Genomic DNA, 21,275 nt, shown 5'->3' with positions numbered 1-21,275 from the left:
TCGGGAATAATGATAAGAAACGGTCACATATAGTGACCGTTTTTGCACTTGAAACAAATTCAACTCAGCATCGCTTTATCAGTGAAGCCATCATTTCTATATGTATTGCCGAATCATTTAGGCATTCAATGTAAGTAAACGCCTCACCACCAGCATGCATAAAGGTTTCTTTACCTTGCTCAGCTATCTCTTCTAGAGTTTCTAAACAATCTACCGAGAAGGCCGGAGTAATAATATCTAATTTCTTAATACCACGGCTTGGCAAAGCTTCTAATGTTTTATCCGTGTAAGGCTGTAACCACTCCTCACGTCCGAAAATAGACTGATAGGTCATACCTATTTGATCAGAATTCAAACCAAGTTCTTGCGCCAAAAGTTCTGTGGTTTTTTGGCAGTGCTGTGGGTAGATATCACCATTATCTGCATAACGCTTAGGGATACCATGGTAAGAACAAAGTAGATACTCCCCCTGCCCATTACGTTGCCAAGAGTCACGGACTTTACTCGCCAAAGATCGTATATAAGCAGGGTGATTATGATAATCACGAATAAAACGTAAATTGGGCGTCACAGGGATACGTTTCATCGCTTTGGCAAGGCCATCAAATACGGCAGCCGTAGTAGTACCAGAATATTGTGGGTACAGAGGCAGCACCACAATCTCTTCAACGCCACGATCTAATAATGCGTTGATACCCTCTAAAAGGCTTGGTGAGCCATAGGTCATACCAAGTTCCACTGGTGTACCGAGATACTGTTCTAACGCTTGCACTTGGCGTTTAGAGTACACCATCAAAGGGGAACCTTCTTCCATCCAGACAGATTGATATAACTTAGCAACCTTGGGGGCTCGCAGCGGAAGAATCACACCATGTAATAATGGACACCAGATCCAACGACTCATATCAACCACACGCTGGTCATGTAAGAATTGGCTTAAAAATCGTTTTACTGCCGATGCCGTCGGTTCACTCGGCGTTCCCAAGTTAACCAATAGCACACCCTGTTTTTGATTATTTTGCATTACTTCCATTCATCCATTTCATTGTTAATTATTGAGTACGAATTTGCGGTAGGAAAGTTCATAAAAAAAGCGACCTTTAGTTTAGGTCGCTTTCACTATAACAAAGTTAACAAGCCTATACTGAGCCAATTATGCTAATGCTTTCTCAATATCAGCGCTAACTTGAGCAACTGGCTTAGTGCCATCAAATTTTAGGTATTTCGTATTACCCATTTGTGCTTCTTTACCGTAGTAAGTGATCAGTGGCGCTGTTTGCTCGTGGTAAACACCTAAACGAGCACGAACGGTCTCTTCTTTATCGTCATCACGAACGACGAGATCTTCACCAGTCACGTCATCTTTACCTTCCACTTTGGGCGGGTTGTAAATGGCGTGGTAGGTACGACCAGAAGCCAAGTGAGCTCGACGTCCAGCCATACGCTCAACAATCACGTCATCAGCGACATCAAATTCAATCACATAATCGATATTGATCCCCATTGCTTTTAAACCGTCAGCTTGGGGAATCGTGCGAGGGAAACCATCAAGTAAAAAGCCTTTTTCACAATCAGCTTGAGCAATGCGCTCTTTAATTAAACCTAGGATGATTTCATCAGAAACGAGTTGACCTGCATCGATGACTGACTTCGCTTGTTTACCAAGCTCAGTGCCGGCTTTAATCGCAGCACGTAGCATATCACCAGTAGAGATTTGTGGAATACCGTATTTCTCCATGATGAATTGAGCCTGAGTGCCTTTACCTGCACCTGGAGCACCTAGAAGAATGATGCGCATGTTTAATCCTCTTTAGAAAATTATGATTTATACCGAAGCTCACTGCCAGATGAGACTTAAAACCAACGGTAAGTTTCGGTATAACGGTAATGAAACGAGTGAATAATCATTCGGCGAGCGACATACGCAGCTTACCAATCGTATTCAAACAGTGCATTCTAACATACAAATTCAAGCCGCTAACCAGATTAAGACGAAAGAATGTAATCTGACCCAGCACTTTGCTGTAAGTTTACCTAAAATACCGCTTGTTCTCAGAAGATAGCCACAACTCAAAGCAAAAAGCTCGCAGTTGCGAGCTTTTTGTCAGCCAGTTAGCTATTCAACCTTAGTCAAAAGCTGATTAATTGCGGTCAGGAATTGTGACGGATCTTCCATCGAACCACGCTCAGCAAGTGTCGCTTGACCTAGTAAAACTTCAACCCAGCGCCCAAATGCTTGCTCATCCGCTTCATCAGCCATACGTTTCACTAACGCGTGTTCAGGGTTAAGTTCCAAAATATACTTCACCTCTGGTACCGCTTGACCAGCCGCAGCAAGCAATTTTGCCATCTGCGTACCCATCTCATAATCGTCGGTCACCACAACCGCTGGAGTACTTGCCAGTTTAAAGGTCGTTCGGACCTCTTTGACACGATCGCCAAGGTACTGCTGAGTACGTTCAACCACCGATTTAAACTCTTCTTCAGTCTCTTTATGCTTCTCTTTTTCTGCTTCATCTTCGAACTGGCTCAGATCTAGCCCTGCTTTGGTGATGGATTGGAACATTTTTCCATCAAACTCAGTGAGGTAGTTCATCAACCACTCATCAATGCGATCAAACATTAAAATAACTTCGATACCTTTGGCTTTAAACTGCTCTAGGTGCGGGCTATTTTTGGCCGCTGCATAGCTATCGGCGGTGAGGTAGTAGATTTTATCCTGCCCCTCTTTCATCCGTTCAACATAAGCCGCTAAACTAACCGTTTGCTCTGCTGAGTCAACATCGGTCGAGGCGAAGCGCAATAGGCTAGCGATCTTCTCTTTATTAGCAAAATCTTCTGCAGGCCCCTCTTTGAGTACCAAACCAAACTCTTTCCAGAAGGTTTGATATTTATCAGCATCATTGCTCGCCATGCGTTCAAGCATGGTCAATACACGCTTGGTACAAGCATTACGCAATGATTGAGTCACCTTGTTATCTTGTAAAATCTCACGTGAAACATTAAGCGGTAAATCGTTTGAGTCGATTAAACCACGTACAAAGCGCAAGTAGGACGGCATAAATTGCGCAGCATCATCCATGATAAATACACGCTGAACATAAAGTTTCAAGCCTGATTTATGATCACGATTCATCATATCCCAAGGTGCTTTCGCTGGAATATAAAGTAAGCTGGTATAATCGTTTTTACCTTCTACACGGTTATGGCTCCACACCAGTGGGTCAGCATAATCATGGGAAACGTGTTTATAGAACTCTTGATACTCTTCATCACTGATTTCTGACTTAGAACGCGTCCACAACGCCTGTGCTTTATTGATTTGTTCCCATTGGATCTCTTCAGTCTCATTACCTTCGTCATCACGAACCTTGGTTTGGATAGAAACTGGAATTCCAATGTGGTCTGAATATTTAGAAATCACATCACGCAGACGCCATTCAGAAAGGAACTCTTTGCCTTCCTCTCGCATGTGCAAAATGATATCGGTTCCACGAGACTCTTTATTAATGCTTTCTACTGTATATTCACCTTCACCTTGTGAATACCATTGAACCGCTTCGTTAGCGGGTAAACCCGCAGCGCGAGTTCTTACAGTGACCGCATCAGCGACGATGAAGGCCGAGTAAAAACCCACCCCAAACTGACCGATAAGCTGAGAGTCTTTAGATTGATCTTGGGATAGTTTAGAGAAAAACTCCGCTGTGCCGGATTTTGCAATCGTACCTAGATGTTCAATGACATCTTCGCGGCTCATACCAATACCGTTATCTGAAATGGTCAGCGTATTCGCTTGGGTATCAAACGATAATTTAACGCCTAAGTTGGCATCACCTTGATATAAATCGGCATTAGACAACGCTTGAAAACGAAGTTTATCCGCAGCATCAGAGGCATTTGAAATTAATTCGCGAAGGAAGATCTCTTTATTGGAATAAAGAGAGTGAATCATAAGATGAAGTAACTGTTTGACTTCAGATTGAAAACCACGAGTTTCTTTATTGGTAGTAGCCGTTTCGCTCATACTAGCTCCATAACATCTGAGTTATTTTCATTCACACACTGAGTGTGCAACCAAGGATGATTTGCTAGTAAGATGAGGCTGGCAATTGTAAATTCAAGGTCAATAATCATAAAAACACTGTTTTTTTATTTATTTTGATTATGCTTGCCATAATTTTTATCAAAAAAAATAAAAACCAGCATAATGTTTCATCAATTGCTTACCCAAGCAGGCTAGGTTGATGGACGGTTAAACATGCCAACAATAAGAAGATTATCATGAGTAACATAGGCACAAAATTTATCCTTGCTAACCGATTCACGTTTGATCCCAATAGTAACTCTTTGCTTGATCTAGAAAATGAACAGGACATTGTTCGCCTTGGTAGTAATGAAAGCAGAATTCTACTTCTGCTATGTGAACGTCCAAATGAGGTGATTACACGTCATGAATTGCATGAATTTGTTTGGCGTGAGCAAGGTTTTGAAGTCGATGATTCAAGCCTAACTCAAGCGATCTCAACACTTAGAAAGATGTTGAAAGATCAGACTAAATCACCAGAATTTGTCAAAACAGTGCCGAAACGAGGTTATCAGATGATTGCCTCTGTAACTCGAGCAACCCCTTACTCACAAAAAAATACAACTATCGATGTTGAAGAGGGATTGTCCAGTGCAAGTGAGTCAATTAAAGAAATTCAACCAGAGCCTAATTCACTATCCGATGAAGCGATGGCTCAAACAGCCGCAACAGCTCCACTAGCTAAAATAAAAATTGAGGGCGAAAAATTAACGCTACAAGGTAAGATAATGTTGGTCTTAGCGCTTTTTTTACCTATTTTGTCACTATTATTGACAAGCCCAGCACAATCTAAATTTAAGCAGATTGCTGTCTATAATAACATTGCGGTGAATACACCGCTCAATCATCCAGACCTTACCAACTGGCTACCTTCGATTGAAAAATGCGTTAAAAAATACAATGAATCACATACTGGAGAGCTTGCTCCTAAGCAGGTCATTGCTACTGGTGGGCAAAATAATCAGCTCGTACTAAATTACATCCATAGCTCTGAATTCTCAGGTGAAAATGTCACTTTGCGAATTTTAGCCAATCAAGATGACTTAACCAACGTGTGTAAATAGGGGCTTCAGTATGCAGATTAATCAAAAAATAGCAGCTGTTATCTTAGTCGTCTCGGCACTATTCAGTAGTTGGTTATACTGGGGCAGCGATTTAAAAATCGAGCAGATCCTAGCGGCGCAAGAGTGGCAATCAAAAATGGTCACTGTAGTAAAACGCAGTCAACAGAATGATTCTGTTGGGCCAATCCGTCGTGTTGATGTCACTTCAAATGTAAAATATTTACCCAATGGCACTTATATCCGAATGTCAAATGTGAAGTTATTTTCTGTCGGCGGTGAAGGTGAAAGCTTCATTAATATCTCAGAAAAAGGTACCTGGGATATCAGTGATAGTTATTTATTGATATCACCTACCGAGTTTAAAGACATCAGCTCGAGTCAAAGTAAAGACTTTACTCCTGAGCAACTGGATCTTATCACTCAGTTTTTTAAAATGGATGCTCAACAAAACCGACGTATTGATGTCGTCAATGAAAAAACATTATTGCTCACGAGCTTGAGTCATGGCTCAACCGTGCTATTTATCAATTAAATATCACTCATCAACGACGTCAAATAAAGGGCTACAAGGTCCTTTACTGTGCATTGATCTATTTCAGCCTAAAAGGGATATCATGGAAAAAGCCAATATTGAGATCTACTATTGCCGCCAGTGTAATTGGATGCTTCGGGCCACTTGGCTAAGCCAAGAGTTACTGCATACTTTTAGTGAAGAAATTGAATCTGTGCGTCTCTACCCTGATACGGGAGGACGATTTGAAATCATGTGCAATGGACAACGGATTTGGGAACGTAAACATGAGGGTGGTTTCCCTGAAGCAAAGGTTATTAAGCAACGAGTCAGAGATATCATTGACCCAGAGCGAGATCTGGGTCATTCAGACAACAGGTAAATAGGATAGCGACGGGTTTAAGAACTAGTCGCTAAACGATTAAACGATATTGCGCCAGTCGTTGCCCCCCTAGCCCCATAACTTGAAATAATCCATCCGTATAAATCGCGTAGCTTGGGGGAAATTCATTGCGTGGAAAGGTCGCGGACCCTGGGTTGACAATAATGACATCATCTTGACTTTGCGCCATGGGGATGTGCGAGTGGCCATGGATCAATACATCACCTTTTTTTAATGGTGGCCTATTTTGAGCATTATATTGATGTCCATGCGTTAAGAAAAAGCGAGTTCCTGACTCCAAAACTACCCAACAAAAATCCATCATCATCGGAAAGTCGAGCAGCATTTGGTCCACTTCGCTATCACAATTACCTCTGACCGCCACAATATGGGGCGCCCATCGATTCAAGCACTCCGCAACTGCGGTCGGATTATACCCATCAGGTATAGGATTACGCGGACCATGATTTAAAAGGTCTCCTAGCAGTACTAAAGTGTCTGCACCTGACTGTTCAAATAGACTGAGTACTTTTTCAGTAGCAGGCAGTGAACCGTGTAAATCCGAAGCAAAAAACAACTTCATACTTTTATCTCCGTATTTTGGAACTACAGATTGTACGAATTTCAGCACACTTCGTCATCTTTAGTTATGGATAAACATTGTCATTTATCACCACGAACAATTCACGTATGCTGAATAAGTTTCCTATATTAGATTAGATGACAAACAAGCATCGTCACTTAACTAAGATGGCTATCGTTCTCATCACCACCATTTAGGTGATATCGCACAAACCAATGAGGTAGAAACATGAAAATACTATTAACGGGAGGGACTGGCTTTATCGGTAAAGAGCTGATGAAACAGATTTTCACGCACAATATCTACCTCCTCACACGCGATATAGAGCGAGCTAAGCAGCAGCTCGCCCATGTAGACAAAGGTAGTATCACCTACCTGACTTCCCTAGCGAGTTTAAAAGACGCGAATCAATTTGACGCCATTATCAATCTTGCAGGAGAACCGATCGCCGACAAACGCTGGAGCAAACAGCAAAAAGCGACCATTTGTGCTAGCCGATGGGAAATAACAGAGCGGTTAGTTGAACTCATCCATGCCAGTACTGAACCACCCTCCGTTTTCATCAGTGGCTCGGCCGTCGGCTATTATGGTGACCAGCAGTCTCATCCGTTTGATGAAACACTACATGTGCACCAACAAAGTTTTCCTCATCAAGTTTGCGAAAAATGGGAGCGCATCGCACTCCAAGCGCAATCAGAAAAAACTCGGGTGTGTCTATTGCGTACCGGGATCGTGCTCGCTAGCGATGGTGGTGCTTTAAAGAAAATGCTGCCACCTTACCGTTTAGGCTTGGGCGGCCCTCTTGGTAAGGGTGAACAGTATATGCCATGGATCCACTTATTAGATATGGCACGTGCGATAGCCTATTTATTAGACACGCCGCATGCGCAAGGTGCTTTTAACCTCTGTGCTCCACATCCCGTACCTAATAAGCATTTTAGCCAGCTATTGGCGAAAACATTACGTCGGCCACACATACTATTCACTCCCAAATGGGTTCTAAACCTTGCAATGGGTGAAGCGGCTGTTTTACTGTTTGACAGTATTAGAGCAAAACCTAAAAAGCTAACCGAGCTAGGATTTCACTTCCAGTTTTCACACCTAGAACCTGCGTTGAAAAATATATTACAACATCGTGCTTAACCAAAACTGGCCTATATTTTTTGTGAATAGCAAGGTATACGATAATGACAAAAGTGATACCTATCGATAGCTAGACCAATGGCTGTACAAAGCAGCGCAACCAACCTGATTGTCATTAATTCGTAACATTCATGTGACATTATACAACTCTGGGTATCCCAGTTAATCCAACATCAAGCGTTACATGTGGTACGACGAATATGACATTACACCAATTAAATTGGCTCAGTGTCGGTGTTGCGCTGACACTATTCTTAATATTATAAACACCTTTGCTTGCCCTCTCTTTGAGAGATAAAAAACGCTACTTTAACGGTAGCGTTTTTCATTTGCCCTTGATATTCCAATTTTTACCCCTATTTCTAAGACTATAAACTTGATTATCGCAAGGAAAATATCATGCAATCACCTTACATCGTTGAGGTCAATCAGCACAACTTTCGAGAGGTGTTCGAACGCTCAGTTGAGGCTCCTATTCTCTTTTATTTTTGGGCCCCCATGAATCAAGAGAGCGTACAACTCATTCCTGAATTACAAAGCGTAGCGCAACAGCACAGTGGCGCATTCACATTGGCTCTTCTCAACTGCCAGCAAGAACAGCAAGTGGCAGCGCAATTTGGTGTTCAAACCCTGCCAACAATCGCTCTATTTATTAATGGTCAAGCGGTCGACGGTTTAGCAGGTGCTCAGACCATAGAAACGGTGAATGCAATGTTAAGAAAACATTTGCCAAGCCACGATGAAATTGCGCTACAGCAAGCCTTAACACTGATAGAGCAAACACAACATTCGCAAGCACTACCTTTGCTACTAAGTCTACCTGACGATATGAAAGCAAAAGCAGAGGTCAAACTGGCCCTCGCTGATGTGTTTCTGGAAACTCAGCAGTATGAAGCGGCAGAAACAGAACTGGAACGCATCCCACTAGAGTATCAAGATGGTTACTATAAAGGCTTAATCGCCAAATTGGAGCTGCACAAGCAAGCCGCTGACAGCCCAGAGATTCAAGCATTAGAAGAGATTTTTTCCGCTGAGCCAAACAACGCTCACATAGCAAGTGAGTTAGCGCTTCAATATCATCAAGTTAACCGTAATGAAGAAGCTCTCGAGCTGTTATGGTCATTTTTACAAAGCGACCTCAATTGCCTCGATGGCGGGCTCAAAAAAGTGTTTATGGACATATTAAGTGCGCTTGGACAAGGAAATAGTGTGGCAAATCTCTATCGCAGAAAGCTGTATTCACTATTATATTAATAATATCAAGTAATTAAAGTGGGAACGTTCTGCTTTGATTGTTAAAAAACCAGTATCAAATCTCATTATTTCATTTGTTCCATATCGATAACTGATAGAGAATGATCAATAGCAAAGCTCAAACGTTGATGAGAATCGCTCCTATATCCAAATGACTTGGAGATACCGGCAGTCGGCAAGTGAGTTCATCCCCATGAGCACAATAAGCTCTATGATTGGGGTGAACGAACTTAGCTAACACAGCGGCCGTTTCAATAGAGAAAGGAACATCAACATTAGGATTATTTAATACTTAAAAGGAACCGTTATGGCTATTGATTCACTCGTCGCCGTTGGCGTATTTGTATTCGTCGTTATTTCATTTATCTTTTCTGCAGTGAAAACCGTTTCACAAGGGAGCAATTGGACAGTAGAGCGTTTTGGACGTTACACACACACCCTACGCCCCGGTTTAAATATCATTATTCCATTCATTGATCGCGTCGGACAAAAAATCAATATGATGGAACAGGTGCTTGATATCCCAGCACAAGAAGTGATATCCAAAGATAACGCCAATGTTGTTATCGACGCGGTTTGCTTCGTGCAAGTGATTGATGCCGCAAAAGCCGCCTATGAAGTTAGCGAACTACAACACGCCATTCGCAACTTAACTCTAACCAATATGCGTACCGTACTGGGCTCGATGGAACTGGATGAAATGCTCAGCCAGCGTGACATGATCAACACTAAATTGTTATCGATAGTCGATCAGGCGACTAACCCTTGGGGTGTAAAAGTCACTCGTATCGAAATTAAAGATGTGCAACCACCAGCGGATTTAACCGCAGCGATGAATGCGCAAATGAAAGCGGAGAGAAATAAACGTGCTGAAGTGTTAGAAGCCGAAGGCGTACGTCAAGCACAAATTTTACGCGCCGAAGGCCAAAAGCAGTCTGAAATACTTAAAGCTGAAGGTGAAAAGCAGGCGGCAATTCTTCAAGCAGAAGCACGTGAACGCGCTGCTGAAGCAGAAGCTAAAGCGACAGAGATGGTTTCAAATGCGATTGCGCAAGGCGACATGCAAGCGGTTAACTACTTTATCGCTCAAGGATATACCGAAGCACTTAAAGCCATTGGTCAAGCAGAGAACAGCAAAATCATTATGCTGCCATTAGAAGCTACTGGGTTGATGGGTTCGGTTGCTGGCATTGCTGAAATGTTCAACCTAAAATCCTCACAAGATAAGTAGGCCCAACGTGATAGAGCTAATACAACAAATGAATTATTGGCACTGGCTCGTATTAGGCTTAGTGCTTGTTGCATTGGAACTGCTTGGAACTGCTGGGTATTTTCTTTGGTTAGGTATTTCCGCACTCATCGTTGGCCTTATCTTTGCGATGCTCCCCATCAGTTGGCAACTGCAGTGGATGGCTTTTGCAAGTTTATCACTCGTCACGACTTGGTTATGGTGGCGTAAACAATTTAAATCAGACCATGATGGTGACGAGACTCGTGATCTGAACCAGAAACAGAAACAGCTGATCGGACAAACAGCTCGTCTTAAAGAGAGCGTTCAAGAAGGGGCAACTTTTCGATTACAGCTCGGCGATACGACGTGGACAGCAAAATGCCAGCAAAACCTAGAAGCCGATGTTGTGGTTAAAGTCGTAAATGTCGAAGGAATTGTGTTGATTGTTGAGCCTAAAGAGAGCTAGCCTCATTGAGTAAACATCAGTAAGAAAGTACATAAAAACCAAAAGTGATACATTGCTTTTGGTTTTTTCACTTTTTCACTTTTTCACTTATAGGCAGCCAAATTGCAGTGAGTGCCTCCACAGCTCATTAGCTAATGAGCTCATTTTCACACTGACTTGTTCAAGTCGCTATGGCAACACTGCCCCTTCAAATTATCTATGATTGGGCATTCACTACCACCGTCGCCTGGACATTCGGTAATCCACTCTTCTAGTTGCAACTTAATCAATGAAAGCTCTGCCAGCTTCTGTGATACTTGTTTCAACTTCTCTTGCGCTTTCTCTTTGACTGCAAAACTGGTCCGGGACGGATCGTTGGCAAGAGCGAGTAAGGATTTACATTCCTCTAAACTAAAACCAACGCGCTTGCATCGCGCAATAAGTAAAAGATCATCAATATGCGCTTGTTGATAATGACGGTAACCATTCTCTGAACGAAGGGGCGGCGATATCAGCCCCTTCTCTTCATAAAGACGAATGGATTTAGCGGTAAGTGCTGTTAACTGAGAAACTTGGCTAATATTCATAGTAAGTGTAATACTTAAAAGGCATGGTTTAACCATGCCTTTTATAACGATAAATCGCAAGCTTGATTATTGATTTAGTAACCAGCTCAGAATCTGAGACTTCTCAGCTTTATTCGCTTTCTCATACCAGTACCCTAGCATATCTAGTGGTTTATTTTCTGCCGTCAGAGGTTGGCTAATGTTATCTCGATTGCTAAATGCCCAGTTTTCAAATATTTTCCGATCGTTAACATCAGCTTCAGCAAACCAATATTGAACCATTTCAATAGGTTTAGTCGCTTGCTCTTGCACTGAGTGCGTGATACTGGAAGGTATCGTTGAACTGCCTAAGGTGAAATTCGCCTCGTCAATCACGGCTAAGAAGTAGGCTTTAGGCACCGAAAATTCTACTTGGCTTTTGCCTGTTGATGAAGTCAGCGTAAACACAACCGAATCCGAGCTCAGCTGATGAATATATTCTTGAGATAATGGAAACTTAAACCATTGCGTAGTCGTACAATGCTCGGTACAAGTCTCAGCCAATGGACGATATGTTTCTACTTGAAACTTCTGTGATGAGTAAGTAACTGTGTCAAATTGGTCATAATTTTTAAAATAAGTGACATTCATATCAACATATGAATATTCAATATTTACCCCTTCAGATTTAGGGAAATTACCGACATAGCTTAGCTCAGATTTTACAATATCAGGTCCTAACATTGCCTTAGCTCCTGGTGTAATGTCTTTTGCTACAACTTGAACATAGTTGTGCCTTTCTTTGACATTCTTCGCCACATCATTGAACACACTAGAACTGTCTAAATTACTGCATCCAACGGCCATGGTGATGGTTGAAAATAATATGGTCGTTTTAAATAAATTCATCATTTATGTCCTTGTTTATGGAGTAAAAACACCGGCACAAGGCCGGCGTTTTATTAAAGAAAGGCGAGGTTTGTCAAATTAGAAGCCGTATTCCAAGCCTACACGTACAAATCCTTTCTTATCATCAGAGTTGTATGCATCGTGCTGACCAACACGAATGTATGGTACGAAACCATCTTTCACGTACATCAGCTGTGCAGACAATACTTCATCATCATCATTTTGCTCTACACCGTTCACTTCAGAATCAAGGTTAGCAGCGTAGCCTACTTTGAATCCCCATGGGCCGTTCCAGTATTGACCGATCAGAGAGTATTGACCTTGCTCACCTTCTTGACCAGCAACTGTCTTAGACTCACCTTCGCTGTATTTGTATGCACCAGCCAAGCCAAAGCCAGCAGGCAGAGGTAGCTCAAAACCTACGATGTATGCGTTAGAATCAAAGTTTGAACCATCATATTTTGAGTTAGACTCATAACCACCATGCAACGTTACGATATCAGCAACGTTGTAATGGACACCAAAACCTACGTGATCAGAATCTTTAACATCTGTTTTACCACGGCCAGCCGAAACGTTGAAAGTTAGACCACCGAAGGCTGGCGAATCGTAACGAGCGATATCACCTTTACGATCGTAGTGTGCTTTAACGTCGCCACCCCAATCGAATACACGACCTAAACCTGGGTTAGAGTATGGCCAGTCAACAATTTCGTATAGAGGGGTCAGCATACGACCGAAACGTACTTTACCCCAATCGCCTTGCAGGCCAATAAAGGTATCACGTGCACCAAGTGTGCTGCCTTTACCATCTTCACCAACGTAACCCGATTCGATCTGCATGAATACGTTGACATTATCAAACATATCTTTGCTAGCACGGAAACCAATACGAGATTCGTTTTCGTAGTCATAGCCATTATTGTCTTCTTGATAGAAAATAGAAATTGCTGCAACGCCGTACGCTTGCACGTTAAAATCAGATAGCACACCAATTGCACCTGTTTCAGACACTGCGAATGCACCAGTTGACGCCATAGCAACTGCAGCGCCTAAAAGAGTACGTTTAAACATTTTGTCCATGGAAAAACTCCTAAAAAAATAGATATAGCTGTTTTTTATTTCCCCCTTAAGTTGGCCGCCGAAGGGAGAAATCATTTCCTATGTTGAAAACCTAAATTAGTCATTAATTTTCTGATTTTCTCTTTTCCTGCATACACATCGTGTATCCATGCTCACTAGACTAACTTCGCAACAGAAAACATCAATGAGAACTTAATTTTTATCTAAAAAAATATGAGCTACGGCAAACTTTGACCAAGTAAGTGATCAAGGTCTAATAAGTCATAAAACAAAATATAAAAATAAAAAACTTATTAACTTTCAAAATGATACAAATAGATGTCACACTAATAGCTTGAAGTGCATCGCAATAATAAATTGAAAGAGAGTAACGTTCTGCTTGATTGGCATCTAAGCAAATGAAGGCTTTTTTTCTAATTACTGGACATTTTAATGTGGCGGTTTGAGATAAAAATAAAGCCTCAAAATTAATTTTGAGGCTTTATGAAGGAAGGGATGCTTAAAAAATTAGCTTTTCATTAACTCAAGTAAATCTTGTTCGCTGCGAATTTCGATCCCTAGTTCTTGCGCTTTTACTAATTTTGAACCGGCCGCTTCTCCGGCAAATAGTATATCGGTGTTTTTAGAGACGCTTCCCGTTACTTTTGCGCCAAGCTCTTGTAGCGCCGCTTTCGCATCACTTCTAGAGAGTTTCGACAAGCTCCCCGTCAAAACCACCACTTTACCAAGTAAAGGGAGAATCGCATCTTGGCTCGGCTTTTCGATATTAGGCCACTGGATACCGAGTTCGATCAATTCATTAATCACCCGTTGGTTTTTATCTTGCTCAAAAAAAGATGTGATATGACTCGCAACGATAACTCCAACATCTTGAACTTCAAGTAGTTCTTCATGAGTCGCTTGGCGAATTTTGTCTAATGACCCGAAATGGAGCGCAAGATTCGCCGCCGTCGCTTCCCCGACTTCACGTATGCCCAATGAATACAAAAAACGGGGTAATGTGGTCATTTTGGCGGCATTCAGTGCATTAACGATATTTTGTGCTGATTTTGGTCCCATACGCTCTAACACCGTTAGCTGGCCTGCTTTTAGACGGAAGAGGTCCGCGGGCGTGCTCACCATCTCTTTATCAACAAGCTGCTCAATCACTTTTTCGCCTAAACCATCCACGTCTAACGCTTTGCGAGAGACAAAGTGCTTTAATGCTTCTTTGCGCTGAGCTTGACACACTAACCCCCCTGTACAACGGGCGACAGCTTCACCTTCAACACGCTCAATGTCAGAGTTGCACACCGGGCAGTACTGCGGGAAAACAATATCGACCACTGCATCAGAGCGCCTGTCTAACAGCACCGAAACAATCTGTGGGATAACGTCGCCTGCTCGACGAATAATAACGCTATCACCAATTTTCACGCCTAGGCGCTCAATTTCATCAGCGTTGTGTAATGTCGCATTGCTGACGGTGACTCCCCCCACAAATACAGGTTCTAACTTCGCAACAGGTGTAATAGCCCCGGTACGGCCCACTTGAAATTCAACATCGTTCAGGAGCGTTATTTCTTCTTGGGCAGGAAATTTATAAGCAATCGCCCAGCGAGGTGCCCGCGCGACAAAACCGAGCTTTTGTTGCAATTCAATATCATCAATTTTAATCACCACGCCATCAATCTCATACGCGAGTTGGGCGCGACGAGTTAAGATACTTTGGTAGTACTCTTTCACTTCATCCATTGAAGAGACTAGACGTGTTTCAGGGCACATCGGCAGCCCCCACCCTTTTAACTGCAAAAAGCGCTGATAATGACTGCTTGCTAACTCAGCGCCTTCAATCACACCAACACTGTAAGCATAAAAATTCAACGGCCTTTGAGCTGTGATTTTTGAGTCGAGCTGTCTCAAGCTCCCTGCGGCCGCATTTCTTGGGTTAACAAAGGTTTTTTCACCTTTTTTGAGTGCTTGTTGGTTCAATCGCTCAAAACCGGCTTTAGGCATGAACACTTCACCACGAACTTCTAAACGAACGGGCCACCCTTTTCCCTGTAACTTCAGTGGAATAGCACTGATCGTTCGCACGTTTTCCGTAATATTTTCACCGACCGCGCCATCCCCACGCGTGGCGGCTTGTACTAACACACCATTTTCGTAAAGCAAACTCACGGCTAAACCATCAAGCTTAGGTTCGCAGCAAAAAGCGTTAAAGTGGGCACTCGGTATCCGGTCTTGCATCCGCTTGTGAAAGGCATCAAGCTCTTTCTCATCAAACACATTATCTAAAGAGAGCATTGGAATTTCATGATTCACCTGGGCAAAACCCTCTAAAGGCTTACCTCCAACACGCAAGCTGGGTGAATCCGCTGTGACTAACTCCGGATACTGCGATTCCAACTCAAGCAGCTCACGCATCAAACGATCATACTCAGCGTCAGGAATTTCAGGGTTATCTTCTACATAATAGCGCACAGCATGATAATGGAGCGTCTCACGAAGTTGGCTTAATTTGTGTTCTATTGTTTGCATCATAATTCTCTCGGATCATGAAAAAAGGCTCCGACGAGGAGCCCTTAATGGTCGATGTTTATTCTACGCGTCTACGCGTTGCGTGCGTTTTTAAATTCTTGAATTTGGCGCCGATAGGCTGCCAATCGATCAGGCGTCATTAAATTACGCGCATCATCCAGTACATTGCCACCTAAATCATCGGCAATTTGTTGGGCAGTTTTAAGCATTAATTTAAAATTTTGATCGGGCTCGCCGTAGCAAGGCAGTGTCATGAAGAATGAGATACCGCGAGTAGTAAACTCCGCAGGATCATGATGTGCCAATGTACCGGGTTGCATCATGTTGGCAACACTAAACAGCACTTTCCCTGTACCTGACAGATCGGCATGCCGGTGGAAAATATCCATCTCACCATAAAGAAGACCGTTTTGCTGCATACTGTCAAAAAGCTTGGTGCCGACAAAGGGATCATTTCCCGCACAATGCACATTCAGCACAATAACTTGCATTTCGGCTTCTTGAACGTCGGATTTTTGATTATCGTCAGCAACGACATCATCTTGCTCACTGAGGCTTGAGGATTCGGTTTTCATCGCTATTGAGGGCACATCATCGAGTTCATCAAGCACATTTTCAGGTTCAAAGCTTGGCGAATAACCGTCAATGAGAGGGTCAACCGCTTCACTGAAATCAGGCTCTTTACGTACTTTGCGAATAATTTCGAAATCATCTTCCGGAGCAAATGAACGCTGGGCTACAGGTTGGGTATCGTCGTGGTCAACATCAATTTTACCAAGGGGCTTATCCTCAAACTTGGACTTCCCTTCTTTCTTACTGGTCCAAAGACCATGAAATAGCAGCGCCGCTATCGCTAGTGCGCCAACAATTATGAGTACGAATCGCAATTCCTGCATGTTTCACTCTCAGTTTTTCGATGCATGGTTATTCTCAGCTTTACCAGCTTGAATTGAACGTGTCACCAACGTGGGTTATATCAGCTTATTGGGGTACTTTACCAAAAGTTTGTACCGATTTAGAACAACTTAATGTGATAAGTTCAATACATGATGTGATTTTCAGCACGCTTTTCTTCTTCAGCAGGTTGAGTAGAATAGCTTTTTAGCATTGATTAACAGATATTCACATGGATAACGATATGACATTTAAGCAACGTTCAGGTTTTGGATACTTCTTTTTTGGCCTAGAGTTAGCGCTCACCCCCGGCATTCGACGCTTTGTTATTCTACCGTTACTCATCAACGTCATTCTCGTCGGCAGTGCCCTTTTTTACCTATTCAATCATCTCAATACATGGATAGAACAGTTGATTGGACAAATCCCTGATTTTTTATCTTGGCTAAGCTACGTTTTATGGCCATTGCTCGCGATCACTATCTTGGCCACCTTCTCCTATTTCTTCAGTACGCTGGCTAACTTCGTCGCTGCACCATTTAATGGGCTGCTCGCAGAAAAAGTGGAAGAAAGATTAATTGGCGCTCCAATCAACAGCGATGGCATCTGGTCTATGGTCAAAGACATCCCACGTATCCTCGCAAGAGAGTGGCGAAAATTAATCTATACCTTACCCAAAGCAATCGGTTTGTTCTTATTGCTCCTAATTCCTGCCTTAGGACAAACCTTAGGCCCTTTGCTGTGGTTCATTTTCACTGCATGGATGTTAGCCATCCAATACTGTGACTACCCATTTGACAACCACAAAGTGAGCTTTAACCAGATGAGACACAATTTGAAACAAAAACAGACCAAGGCGTATGGCTTTGGTGTTTTAGTGTCGATTTTCACCACCATACCTATTATTAACTTAATCGTCATGCCGGTTGCTGTATGCGGTGCAACAGCCATGTGGGTTGGTGAATTTAAGAACAAACTGCAGTAGTGATGGCAAGGAAATTTAATCTGCATATCCCTCTATAAGTTATAACTTTTTAATCCTTTTACGTTTTAAGGTTAACACCTATTCTGCATCTGTATCCACTCACGTGTCTTATCACACAGCCAGACACGCATAACGTGTGTAATAAAGGAATATCGCAATGAGCAAAATCTACGAAGACAACACCCTGACTATTGGTAACACTCCTCTAGTTCGCTTAAATAAGGTTAGCAAAGGCAAGGTGCTAGCGAAAATTGAAGCGCGCAACCCAAGCTTTAGCGTGAAGTGCCGTATCGGTGCCAACATGATTTGGGAAGCAGAAAAAGCTGGCACACTGAAATCTGGCATTGAACTCGTAGAACCAACCAGTGGTAATACGGGAGTTGCTCTCGCCTTTGTGGCGGCAGCGCGCGGTTATAAACTGACTCTGACAATGCCTGAATCGATGAGTTTAGAGCGCCGTAAACTGCTTAAAGCTTTAGGAGCCAACCTTGAACTCACCGAAGCGGCGAAAGGCATGAAAGGCGCAATTGCTAAAGCAGAAGAAATTGTTGCTAGCAACCCTGAAAAATACTTGTTGCTGCAGCAGTTCAATAACCCAGCCAACCCACAAATCCACGAAAAAACCACAGGGCCCGAAATCTGGGACGCAACGGATGGTGAGATTGACGTGTTCGTTGCAGGCGTCGGAACCGGTGGTACTTTAACGGGAACAAGCCGCTACATTAAGGGCCAAAAAGGCAAGGCTATCATCTCGGTTGCCGTCGAACCTGCGGAGTCGCCAGTCATTGCTCAAGCACTTGCTGGGGATGAAATTAAGCCTGCACCACACAAAATCCAAGGTATAGGAGCAGGATTTATTCCTGGCAACCTCGATTTATCCCTCATTGATCGTGTAGAAGCCGTCACATCAGAAGAAGCGATTAAAATGGCAAGACGCCTCATGGAAGAGGAAGGAATCTTGGCTGGAATTTCATCAGGCGCAGCGATTGTAGCCGCGAATAGATTAGCAGAACTACCTGAATTTGAAGGGAAAACAATTGTAGCTGTACTACCAAGCTCAGGTGAGCGTTATCTGAGCACAGCGTTATTTTCTGACCTATTTACCGAGAAAGAGAACCAACAGTAATAGGTGGTTAAATCAAATTTTCGTTTAAAAAAGCCCCATGCAGGGGCTTTTTTGTTGATCCTTGCCTCACCTTTGGTAATATCACCTCGTTTTATTTTAAGCTTCAAAATAAAGAAGTCAGAAACGTATTAACTATAATGGCGAATGACGACATAGATTGAAATCGCGATTATGAACTTTAAATCAGTATCAGCTATGACACTAAAACGGCATTACTCTGCTAGCAGAATGGTCGTTTAGCGGTTAAGCTATTCTGGTTAAGAAACTAACAAAAATAAATCAATTGGGGTATATAACATGTACGAGAAGCAAGTAGAAATCACTGCAGAAAACGGCCTTCACACTCGTCCTGCTGCGCAGTTCGTTAAAGAAGCAAAAGTATTCGACGCGGACATCACTGTGACTTCTAACGGCAAAAGCGCAAGTGCTAAGAGCCTATTCAAACTTCAAACTCTTGGCCTAGTAAAAGGTACCGTTGTGACTATTTCTGCTGAAGGTCCGCAAGCACAGCAAGCAGTAGATCACCTAGTTGCTCTCATGGACCAACTACATTAATCCGGTCCACTATTTCAAAGCCATTTTGTGAAAACAAAATGGCTTTGTTGGAAATAGTCTACATTTTGAGCTACTAATTACCGTTAGTACAATAGCCCATATTTTCCCGTTTACAGTTGACCAATTTAAGGTAACGCTATGATTTCAGGCATCCTAGCATCTCCAGGCATTGCTTTTGGTAAAGCACTGCTACTTCAAGAAGATGAAATTGTCCTAAATACTCACTCTATTTCAGATGATCAAGTAGAAGCAGAAGTTCAGTGTTTTTATGAAGCTCGTAACAAATCTTCTGCTCAGCTAGAAGTGATCAAACAAAAAGCACTTGAAACATTTGGTGAAGAAAAAGAAGCCATCTTTGAAGGCCATATCATGTTGCTTGAAGATGAAGAGCTAGAAGAAGAAATTTTAGCACTCATCAAAAATGACAAAATGCATGCAGACAACGCGATCTATACCGTTATCGAAGAGCAGGCTGCAGCTCTGGAATCTCTCGATGATGAGTATCTAAAAGAACGTGCGACAGACATCCGCGATATCGGTACGCGCTTTGTTAAAAATGCACTCGGCATTAATATCGTTTCACTGAGTGATATTAACGAACGGGTGATTCTTGTTGCTTACGATTTAACGCCTTCTGAAACTGCACAAATCAATCTTGATTACGTGCTGGGTTTTGCTTGTGATATCGGTGGCCGTACATCTCATACTTCAATCATGGCCCGCTCTCTGGAGCTTCCAGCGATTGTTGGTACTAACGACATCACTAAGAAAGTAAAGAATGGCGACATGCTTGTTCTTGATGCCATGAACAACAAAATTATCATTAATCCTTCAGAAGCACAGCTTGAAGAAGCGAAAAAAATTCGTGATGATTTTGCCGCAGAAAAAGAAGAGCTCACAAAACTAAAAGACCTACCTGCTATCACACTTGATGGTCACCAAGTTGAAGTATGCGGTAACATCGGCACAGTAAAAGACTGCGATGGTATTTTACGCAATGGTGGTGAAGGCGTCGGTTTATATCGTACTGAGTTCTTATTCATGGACCGCAGTGCGCTACCAACTGAAGATGAGCAATACCAAGCTTATAAAGAGGTTGCCGAAGCGATGAGTGGTGAAGCGGTAATTATCCGTACCATGGACATCGGTGGTGATAAAGATCTCCCGTACATGGATCTGCCAAAAGAAATGAACCCATTCTTAGGCTGGCGCGCGATTCGCATCAGCTTAGACCGTCGTGATATCTTACGTGATCAGCTTCGTGGCATTCTGCGTGCATCTGCGCATGGTAAACTGCGTATCATGTTCCCGATGATCATCTCTGTAGAAGAAATTCGTGAGCTTAAAAACGCCATTGAAGAATACAAAGCAGAACTTCGCACGGAAGGCTTAGCGTTCGATGAAAATATCGAAATTGGTGTTATGGTTGAAACACCTGCGGCAGCCGCTATTGCACACCACTTAGCAAAAGAAGTGTCATTCTTCTCTATTGGTACCAATGATTTGACCCAATACACTCTTGCGGTTGACCGTGGTAACGAGATGATTTCACACCTGTATAACCCACTTTCTCCAGCAGTTTTAACCGTGATTAAGCAAGTGATTGACGCTTCACACGCTGCAGGTAAATGGACGGGTATGTGTGGCGAGTTAGCGGGTGATGAACGTGCAACGCTACTTCTACTTGGTATGGGACTCGATGAATTCTCTATGAGTGGTATCTCTATCCCTAAAGTGAAGAAAGTGATCCGTAACTCAAACTTCGCCGAAGTTAAAGCGATGGCAGAAGAAGCACTCTCTTTCCCAACCGCAGCTGAAATCGAAGCTTGTGTGGAAAAATTCATCGCAAAGAAAACGCAATAATTCGCTAATACCAATGAGATAGACGACTAAAAATAGGTCGTCTATTGTTGGCGATTGGTATACTATAATTCGACAGAATAAAATTAAACGTTAGGAGC

At 42.7% G+C, this 21,275-nt stretch carries 20 protein-coding genes; 11 read left to right on the top strand and 9 right to left on the bottom strand.

What is annotated here, in order from left to right:
* Positions 1-64 precede the first annotated feature (64 nt).
* The 3 genes from hemH to htpG all read right to left on the bottom strand — a co-directional run bounded on the left by hemH (position 65) and on the right by htpG (position 4,024).
* Positions 65-1,033 (bottom strand): ferrochelatase, encoded by a 969-nt coding sequence (hemH, locus tag CCZ37_RS04185; RefSeq protein ID WP_010317395.1) that lies wholly within the window; start codon positions 1,031-1,033, stop codon positions 65-67.
* A 120-nt stretch (positions 1,034-1,153) separates the two neighbouring features.
* Complete coding sequence (gene adk / locus CCZ37_RS04180; protein WP_010317393.1) at positions 1,154-1,798, bottom strand: adenylate kinase; 645 nt, start codon at positions 1,796-1,798, stop codon at positions 1,154-1,156.
* Positions 1,799-2,116: 318 nt separating this feature from the next.
* Complete coding sequence (htpG, locus tag CCZ37_RS04175; RefSeq protein ID WP_010317391.1) at positions 2,117-4,024, bottom strand: molecular chaperone HtpG; 1,908 nt, start codon at positions 4,022-4,024, stop codon at positions 2,117-2,119.
* A gap of 257 nt (positions 4,025-4,281) precedes the next feature.
* Between htpG and CCZ37_RS04170 the strand changes: the two genes are divergently transcribed.
* The 3 genes from CCZ37_RS04170 (at position 4,282) to CCZ37_RS04160 (ending at position 6,041) form a co-directional block, all read left to right on the top strand.
* Complete coding sequence (locus tag CCZ37_RS04170; protein WP_010317389.1) at positions 4,282-5,148, top strand: winged helix-turn-helix domain-containing protein; 867 nt, start codon at positions 4,282-4,284, stop codon at positions 5,146-5,148.
* Positions 5,149-5,158: 10 nt separating this feature from the next.
* Positions 5,159-5,680: a regulatory protein ToxS gene (locus CCZ37_RS04165; RefSeq protein ID WP_094499824.1), complete on the top strand. Its 522-nt coding sequence runs from the start codon at positions 5,159-5,161 to the stop codon at positions 5,678-5,680.
* Positions 5,681-5,762: 82 nt separating this feature from the next.
* A complete protein-coding gene (locus CCZ37_RS04160) occupies positions 5,763-6,041 on the top strand; it encodes an Rdx family protein (RefSeq protein WP_094499823.1) in 279 nt (92 codons plus the stop codon).
* 31 nt (positions 6,042-6,072) lie between these two features.
* On the opposite strand, the gene yfcE is transcribed toward CCZ37_RS04160, so the two are convergent.
* Positions 6,073-6,624: a phosphodiesterase gene (yfcE, locus tag CCZ37_RS04155; RefSeq protein ID WP_010317384.1), complete on the bottom strand. Its 552-nt coding sequence runs from the start codon at positions 6,622-6,624 to the stop codon at positions 6,073-6,075.
* 228 nt (positions 6,625-6,852) lie between these two features.
* Here yfcE and CCZ37_RS04150 point away from each other — a divergent pair, with 228 nt between their 5' ends.
* The 4 genes from CCZ37_RS04150 to CCZ37_RS04135 all read left to right on the top strand — a co-directional run bounded on the left by CCZ37_RS04150 (position 6,853) and on the right by CCZ37_RS04135 (position 10,718).
* Complete coding sequence (locus CCZ37_RS04150) at positions 6,853-7,767, top strand: TIGR01777 family oxidoreductase (RefSeq protein WP_094499822.1); 915 nt, start codon at positions 6,853-6,855, stop codon at positions 7,765-7,767.
* Positions 7,768-8,166: 399 nt separating this feature from the next.
* Positions 8,167-9,021, top strand: a complete 855-nt coding sequence (locus tag CCZ37_RS04145; RefSeq protein WP_064624786.1) for a thioredoxin family protein — start codon at positions 8,167-8,169, stop codon at positions 9,019-9,021.
* A gap of 307 nt (positions 9,022-9,328) precedes the next feature.
* Entirely contained in the window at positions 9,329-10,252 is a 924-nt protein-coding gene (locus CCZ37_RS04140; RefSeq protein ID WP_010317377.1) for an SPFH domain-containing protein, read from the top strand.
* Between the two features lie 7 nt (positions 10,253-10,259).
* Positions 10,260-10,718, top strand: coding sequence for an NfeD family protein (locus tag CCZ37_RS04135; RefSeq protein ID WP_094499821.1), 459 nt, complete (start codon positions 10,260-10,262; stop codon positions 10,716-10,718).
* Positions 10,719-10,864: 146 nt separating this feature from the next.
* Here the strand turns inward: CCZ37_RS04135 and cueR are convergent, their stop codons facing one another.
* The 5 genes from cueR to zipA form a co-directional block, all read right to left on the bottom strand.
* Positions 10,865-11,284 (bottom strand): Cu(I)-responsive transcriptional regulator, encoded by a 420-nt coding sequence (gene cueR, locus CCZ37_RS04130; RefSeq protein ID WP_094499820.1) that lies wholly within the window; start codon positions 11,282-11,284, stop codon positions 10,865-10,867.
* A 66-nt stretch (positions 11,285-11,350) separates the two neighbouring features.
* The gene (locus CCZ37_RS04125) at positions 11,351-12,154 is read right to left on the bottom strand and encodes a hypothetical protein (RefSeq protein ID WP_094499819.1); all 804 of its coding nucleotides are present in this window, start codon (positions 12,152-12,154) and stop codon (positions 11,351-11,353) included.
* A 75-nt stretch (positions 12,155-12,229) separates the two neighbouring features.
* Positions 12,230-13,234 carry a chitoporin gene (gene chiP, locus CCZ37_RS04120; RefSeq protein ID WP_094499818.1) on the bottom strand — a complete coding sequence of 335 codons (1,005 nt, stop codon included), beginning with the start codon at positions 13,232-13,234 and terminating at the stop codon, positions 12,230-12,232.
* 507 nt (positions 13,235-13,741) lie between these two features.
* Positions 13,742-15,757 carry an NAD-dependent DNA ligase LigA gene (gene ligA, locus CCZ37_RS04115; RefSeq protein ID WP_094499817.1) on the bottom strand — a complete coding sequence of 672 codons (2,016 nt, stop codon included), beginning with the start codon at positions 15,755-15,757 and terminating at the stop codon, positions 13,742-13,744.
* 68 nt (positions 15,758-15,825) lie between these two features.
* Entirely contained in the window at positions 15,826-16,650 is an 825-nt protein-coding gene (zipA, locus tag CCZ37_RS04110; protein ID WP_094499816.1) for a cell division protein ZipA, read from the bottom strand.
* Positions 16,651-16,880: 230 nt separating this feature from the next.
* Here zipA and cysZ point away from each other — a divergent pair, with 230 nt between their 5' ends.
* From cysZ to ptsI, 4 genes are all read left to right on the top strand, one after another.
* On the top strand, positions 16,881-17,633 hold the full coding sequence (cysZ, locus tag CCZ37_RS04105; RefSeq protein ID WP_029626789.1) for a sulfate transporter CysZ: 753 nt from the start codon (positions 16,881-16,883) through the stop codon (positions 17,631-17,633).
* Positions 17,634-17,790: 157 nt separating this feature from the next.
* Positions 17,791-18,759: a cysteine synthase A gene (cysK, locus tag CCZ37_RS04100; RefSeq protein WP_010317362.1), complete on the top strand. Its 969-nt coding sequence runs from the start codon at positions 17,791-17,793 to the stop codon at positions 18,757-18,759.
* A 297-nt stretch (positions 18,760-19,056) separates the two neighbouring features.
* The gene (locus CCZ37_RS04095) at positions 19,057-19,314 is read left to right on the top strand and encodes an HPr family phosphocarrier protein (protein WP_010317360.1); all 258 of its coding nucleotides are present in this window, start codon (positions 19,057-19,059) and stop codon (positions 19,312-19,314) included.
* A 138-nt stretch (positions 19,315-19,452) separates the two neighbouring features.
* Positions 19,453-21,177 (top strand): phosphoenolpyruvate-protein phosphotransferase PtsI, encoded by a 1,725-nt coding sequence (gene ptsI, locus CCZ37_RS04090; RefSeq protein WP_094499815.1) that lies wholly within the window; start codon positions 19,453-19,455, stop codon positions 21,175-21,177.
* The last annotated feature ends 98 nt before the right edge of the window (positions 21,178-21,275 follow it).

The organism is Vibrio qinghaiensis (genome assembly GCF_002257545.1).
Taxonomy (GTDB): Bacteria; Pseudomonadota; Gammaproteobacteria; order Enterobacterales; family Vibrionaceae; genus Vibrio; species Vibrio ordalii.
The sequence above is the reverse complement of the archived record's forward strand: the minus strand, read 5'-3'. Positions and strand labels throughout refer to the sequence as shown.

Bases quoted from the DNA above. Each gene is read 5' to 3' on its own strand.
- hemH (WP_010317395.1), bottom strand. From the start codon at position 1,033: ATGGAAGTAATGCAAAATAATCAAAAACAGGGTGTGCTATTGGTTAAC.
- adk (WP_010317393.1), bottom strand. From the start codon at position 1,798: ATGCGCATCATTCTTCTAGGTGCTCCAGGTGCAGGTAAAGGCACTCAG.
- htpG (WP_010317391.1), bottom strand. From the start codon at position 4,024: ATGAGCGAAACGGCTACTACCAATAAAGAAACTCGTGGTTTTCAATCT.
- CCZ37_RS04170 (WP_010317389.1), top strand. From the start codon at position 4,282: ATGAGTAACATAGGCACAAAATTTATCCTTGCTAACCGATTCACGTTT.
- CCZ37_RS04165 (WP_094499824.1), top strand. From the start codon at position 5,159: ATGCAGATTAATCAAAAAATAGCAGCTGTTATCTTAGTCGTCTCGGCA.
- CCZ37_RS04160 (WP_094499823.1), top strand. From the start codon at position 5,763: ATGGAAAAAGCCAATATTGAGATCTACTATTGCCGCCAGTGTAATTGG.
- yfcE (WP_010317384.1), bottom strand. From the start codon at position 6,624: ATGAAGTTGTTTTTTGCTTCGGATTTACACGGTTCACTGCCTGCTACT.
- CCZ37_RS04150 (WP_094499822.1), top strand. From the start codon at position 6,853: ATGAAAATACTATTAACGGGAGGGACTGGCTTTATCGGTAAAGAGCTG.
- CCZ37_RS04145 (WP_064624786.1), top strand. From the start codon at position 8,167: ATGCAATCACCTTACATCGTTGAGGTCAATCAGCACAACTTTCGAGAG.
- CCZ37_RS04140 (WP_010317377.1), top strand. From the start codon at position 9,329: ATGGCTATTGATTCACTCGTCGCCGTTGGCGTATTTGTATTCGTCGTT.
- cueR (WP_094499820.1), bottom strand. From the start codon at position 11,284: ATGAATATTAGCCAAGTTTCTCAGTTAACAGCACTTACCGCTAAATCC.
- CCZ37_RS04125 (WP_094499819.1), bottom strand. From the start codon at position 12,154: ATGATGAATTTATTTAAAACGACCATATTATTTTCAACCATCACCATG.
- chiP (WP_094499818.1), bottom strand. From the start codon at position 13,234: ATGGACAAAATGTTTAAACGTACTCTTTTAGGCGCTGCAGTTGCTATG.
- ligA (WP_094499817.1), bottom strand. From the start codon at position 15,757: ATGATGCAAACAATAGAACACAAATTAAGCCAACTTCGTGAGACGCTC.
- zipA (WP_094499816.1), bottom strand. From the start codon at position 16,650: ATGCAGGAATTGCGATTCGTACTCATAATTGTTGGCGCACTAGCGATA.
- cysZ (WP_029626789.1), top strand. From the start codon at position 16,881: ATGGATAACGATATGACATTTAAGCAACGTTCAGGTTTTGGATACTTC.
- cysK (WP_010317362.1), top strand. From the start codon at position 17,791: ATGAGCAAAATCTACGAAGACAACACCCTGACTATTGGTAACACTCCT.
- CCZ37_RS04095 (WP_010317360.1), top strand. From the start codon at position 19,057: ATGTACGAGAAGCAAGTAGAAATCACTGCAGAAAACGGCCTTCACACT.
- ptsI (WP_094499815.1), top strand. From the start codon at position 19,453: ATGATTTCAGGCATCCTAGCATCTCCAGGCATTGCTTTTGGTAAAGCA.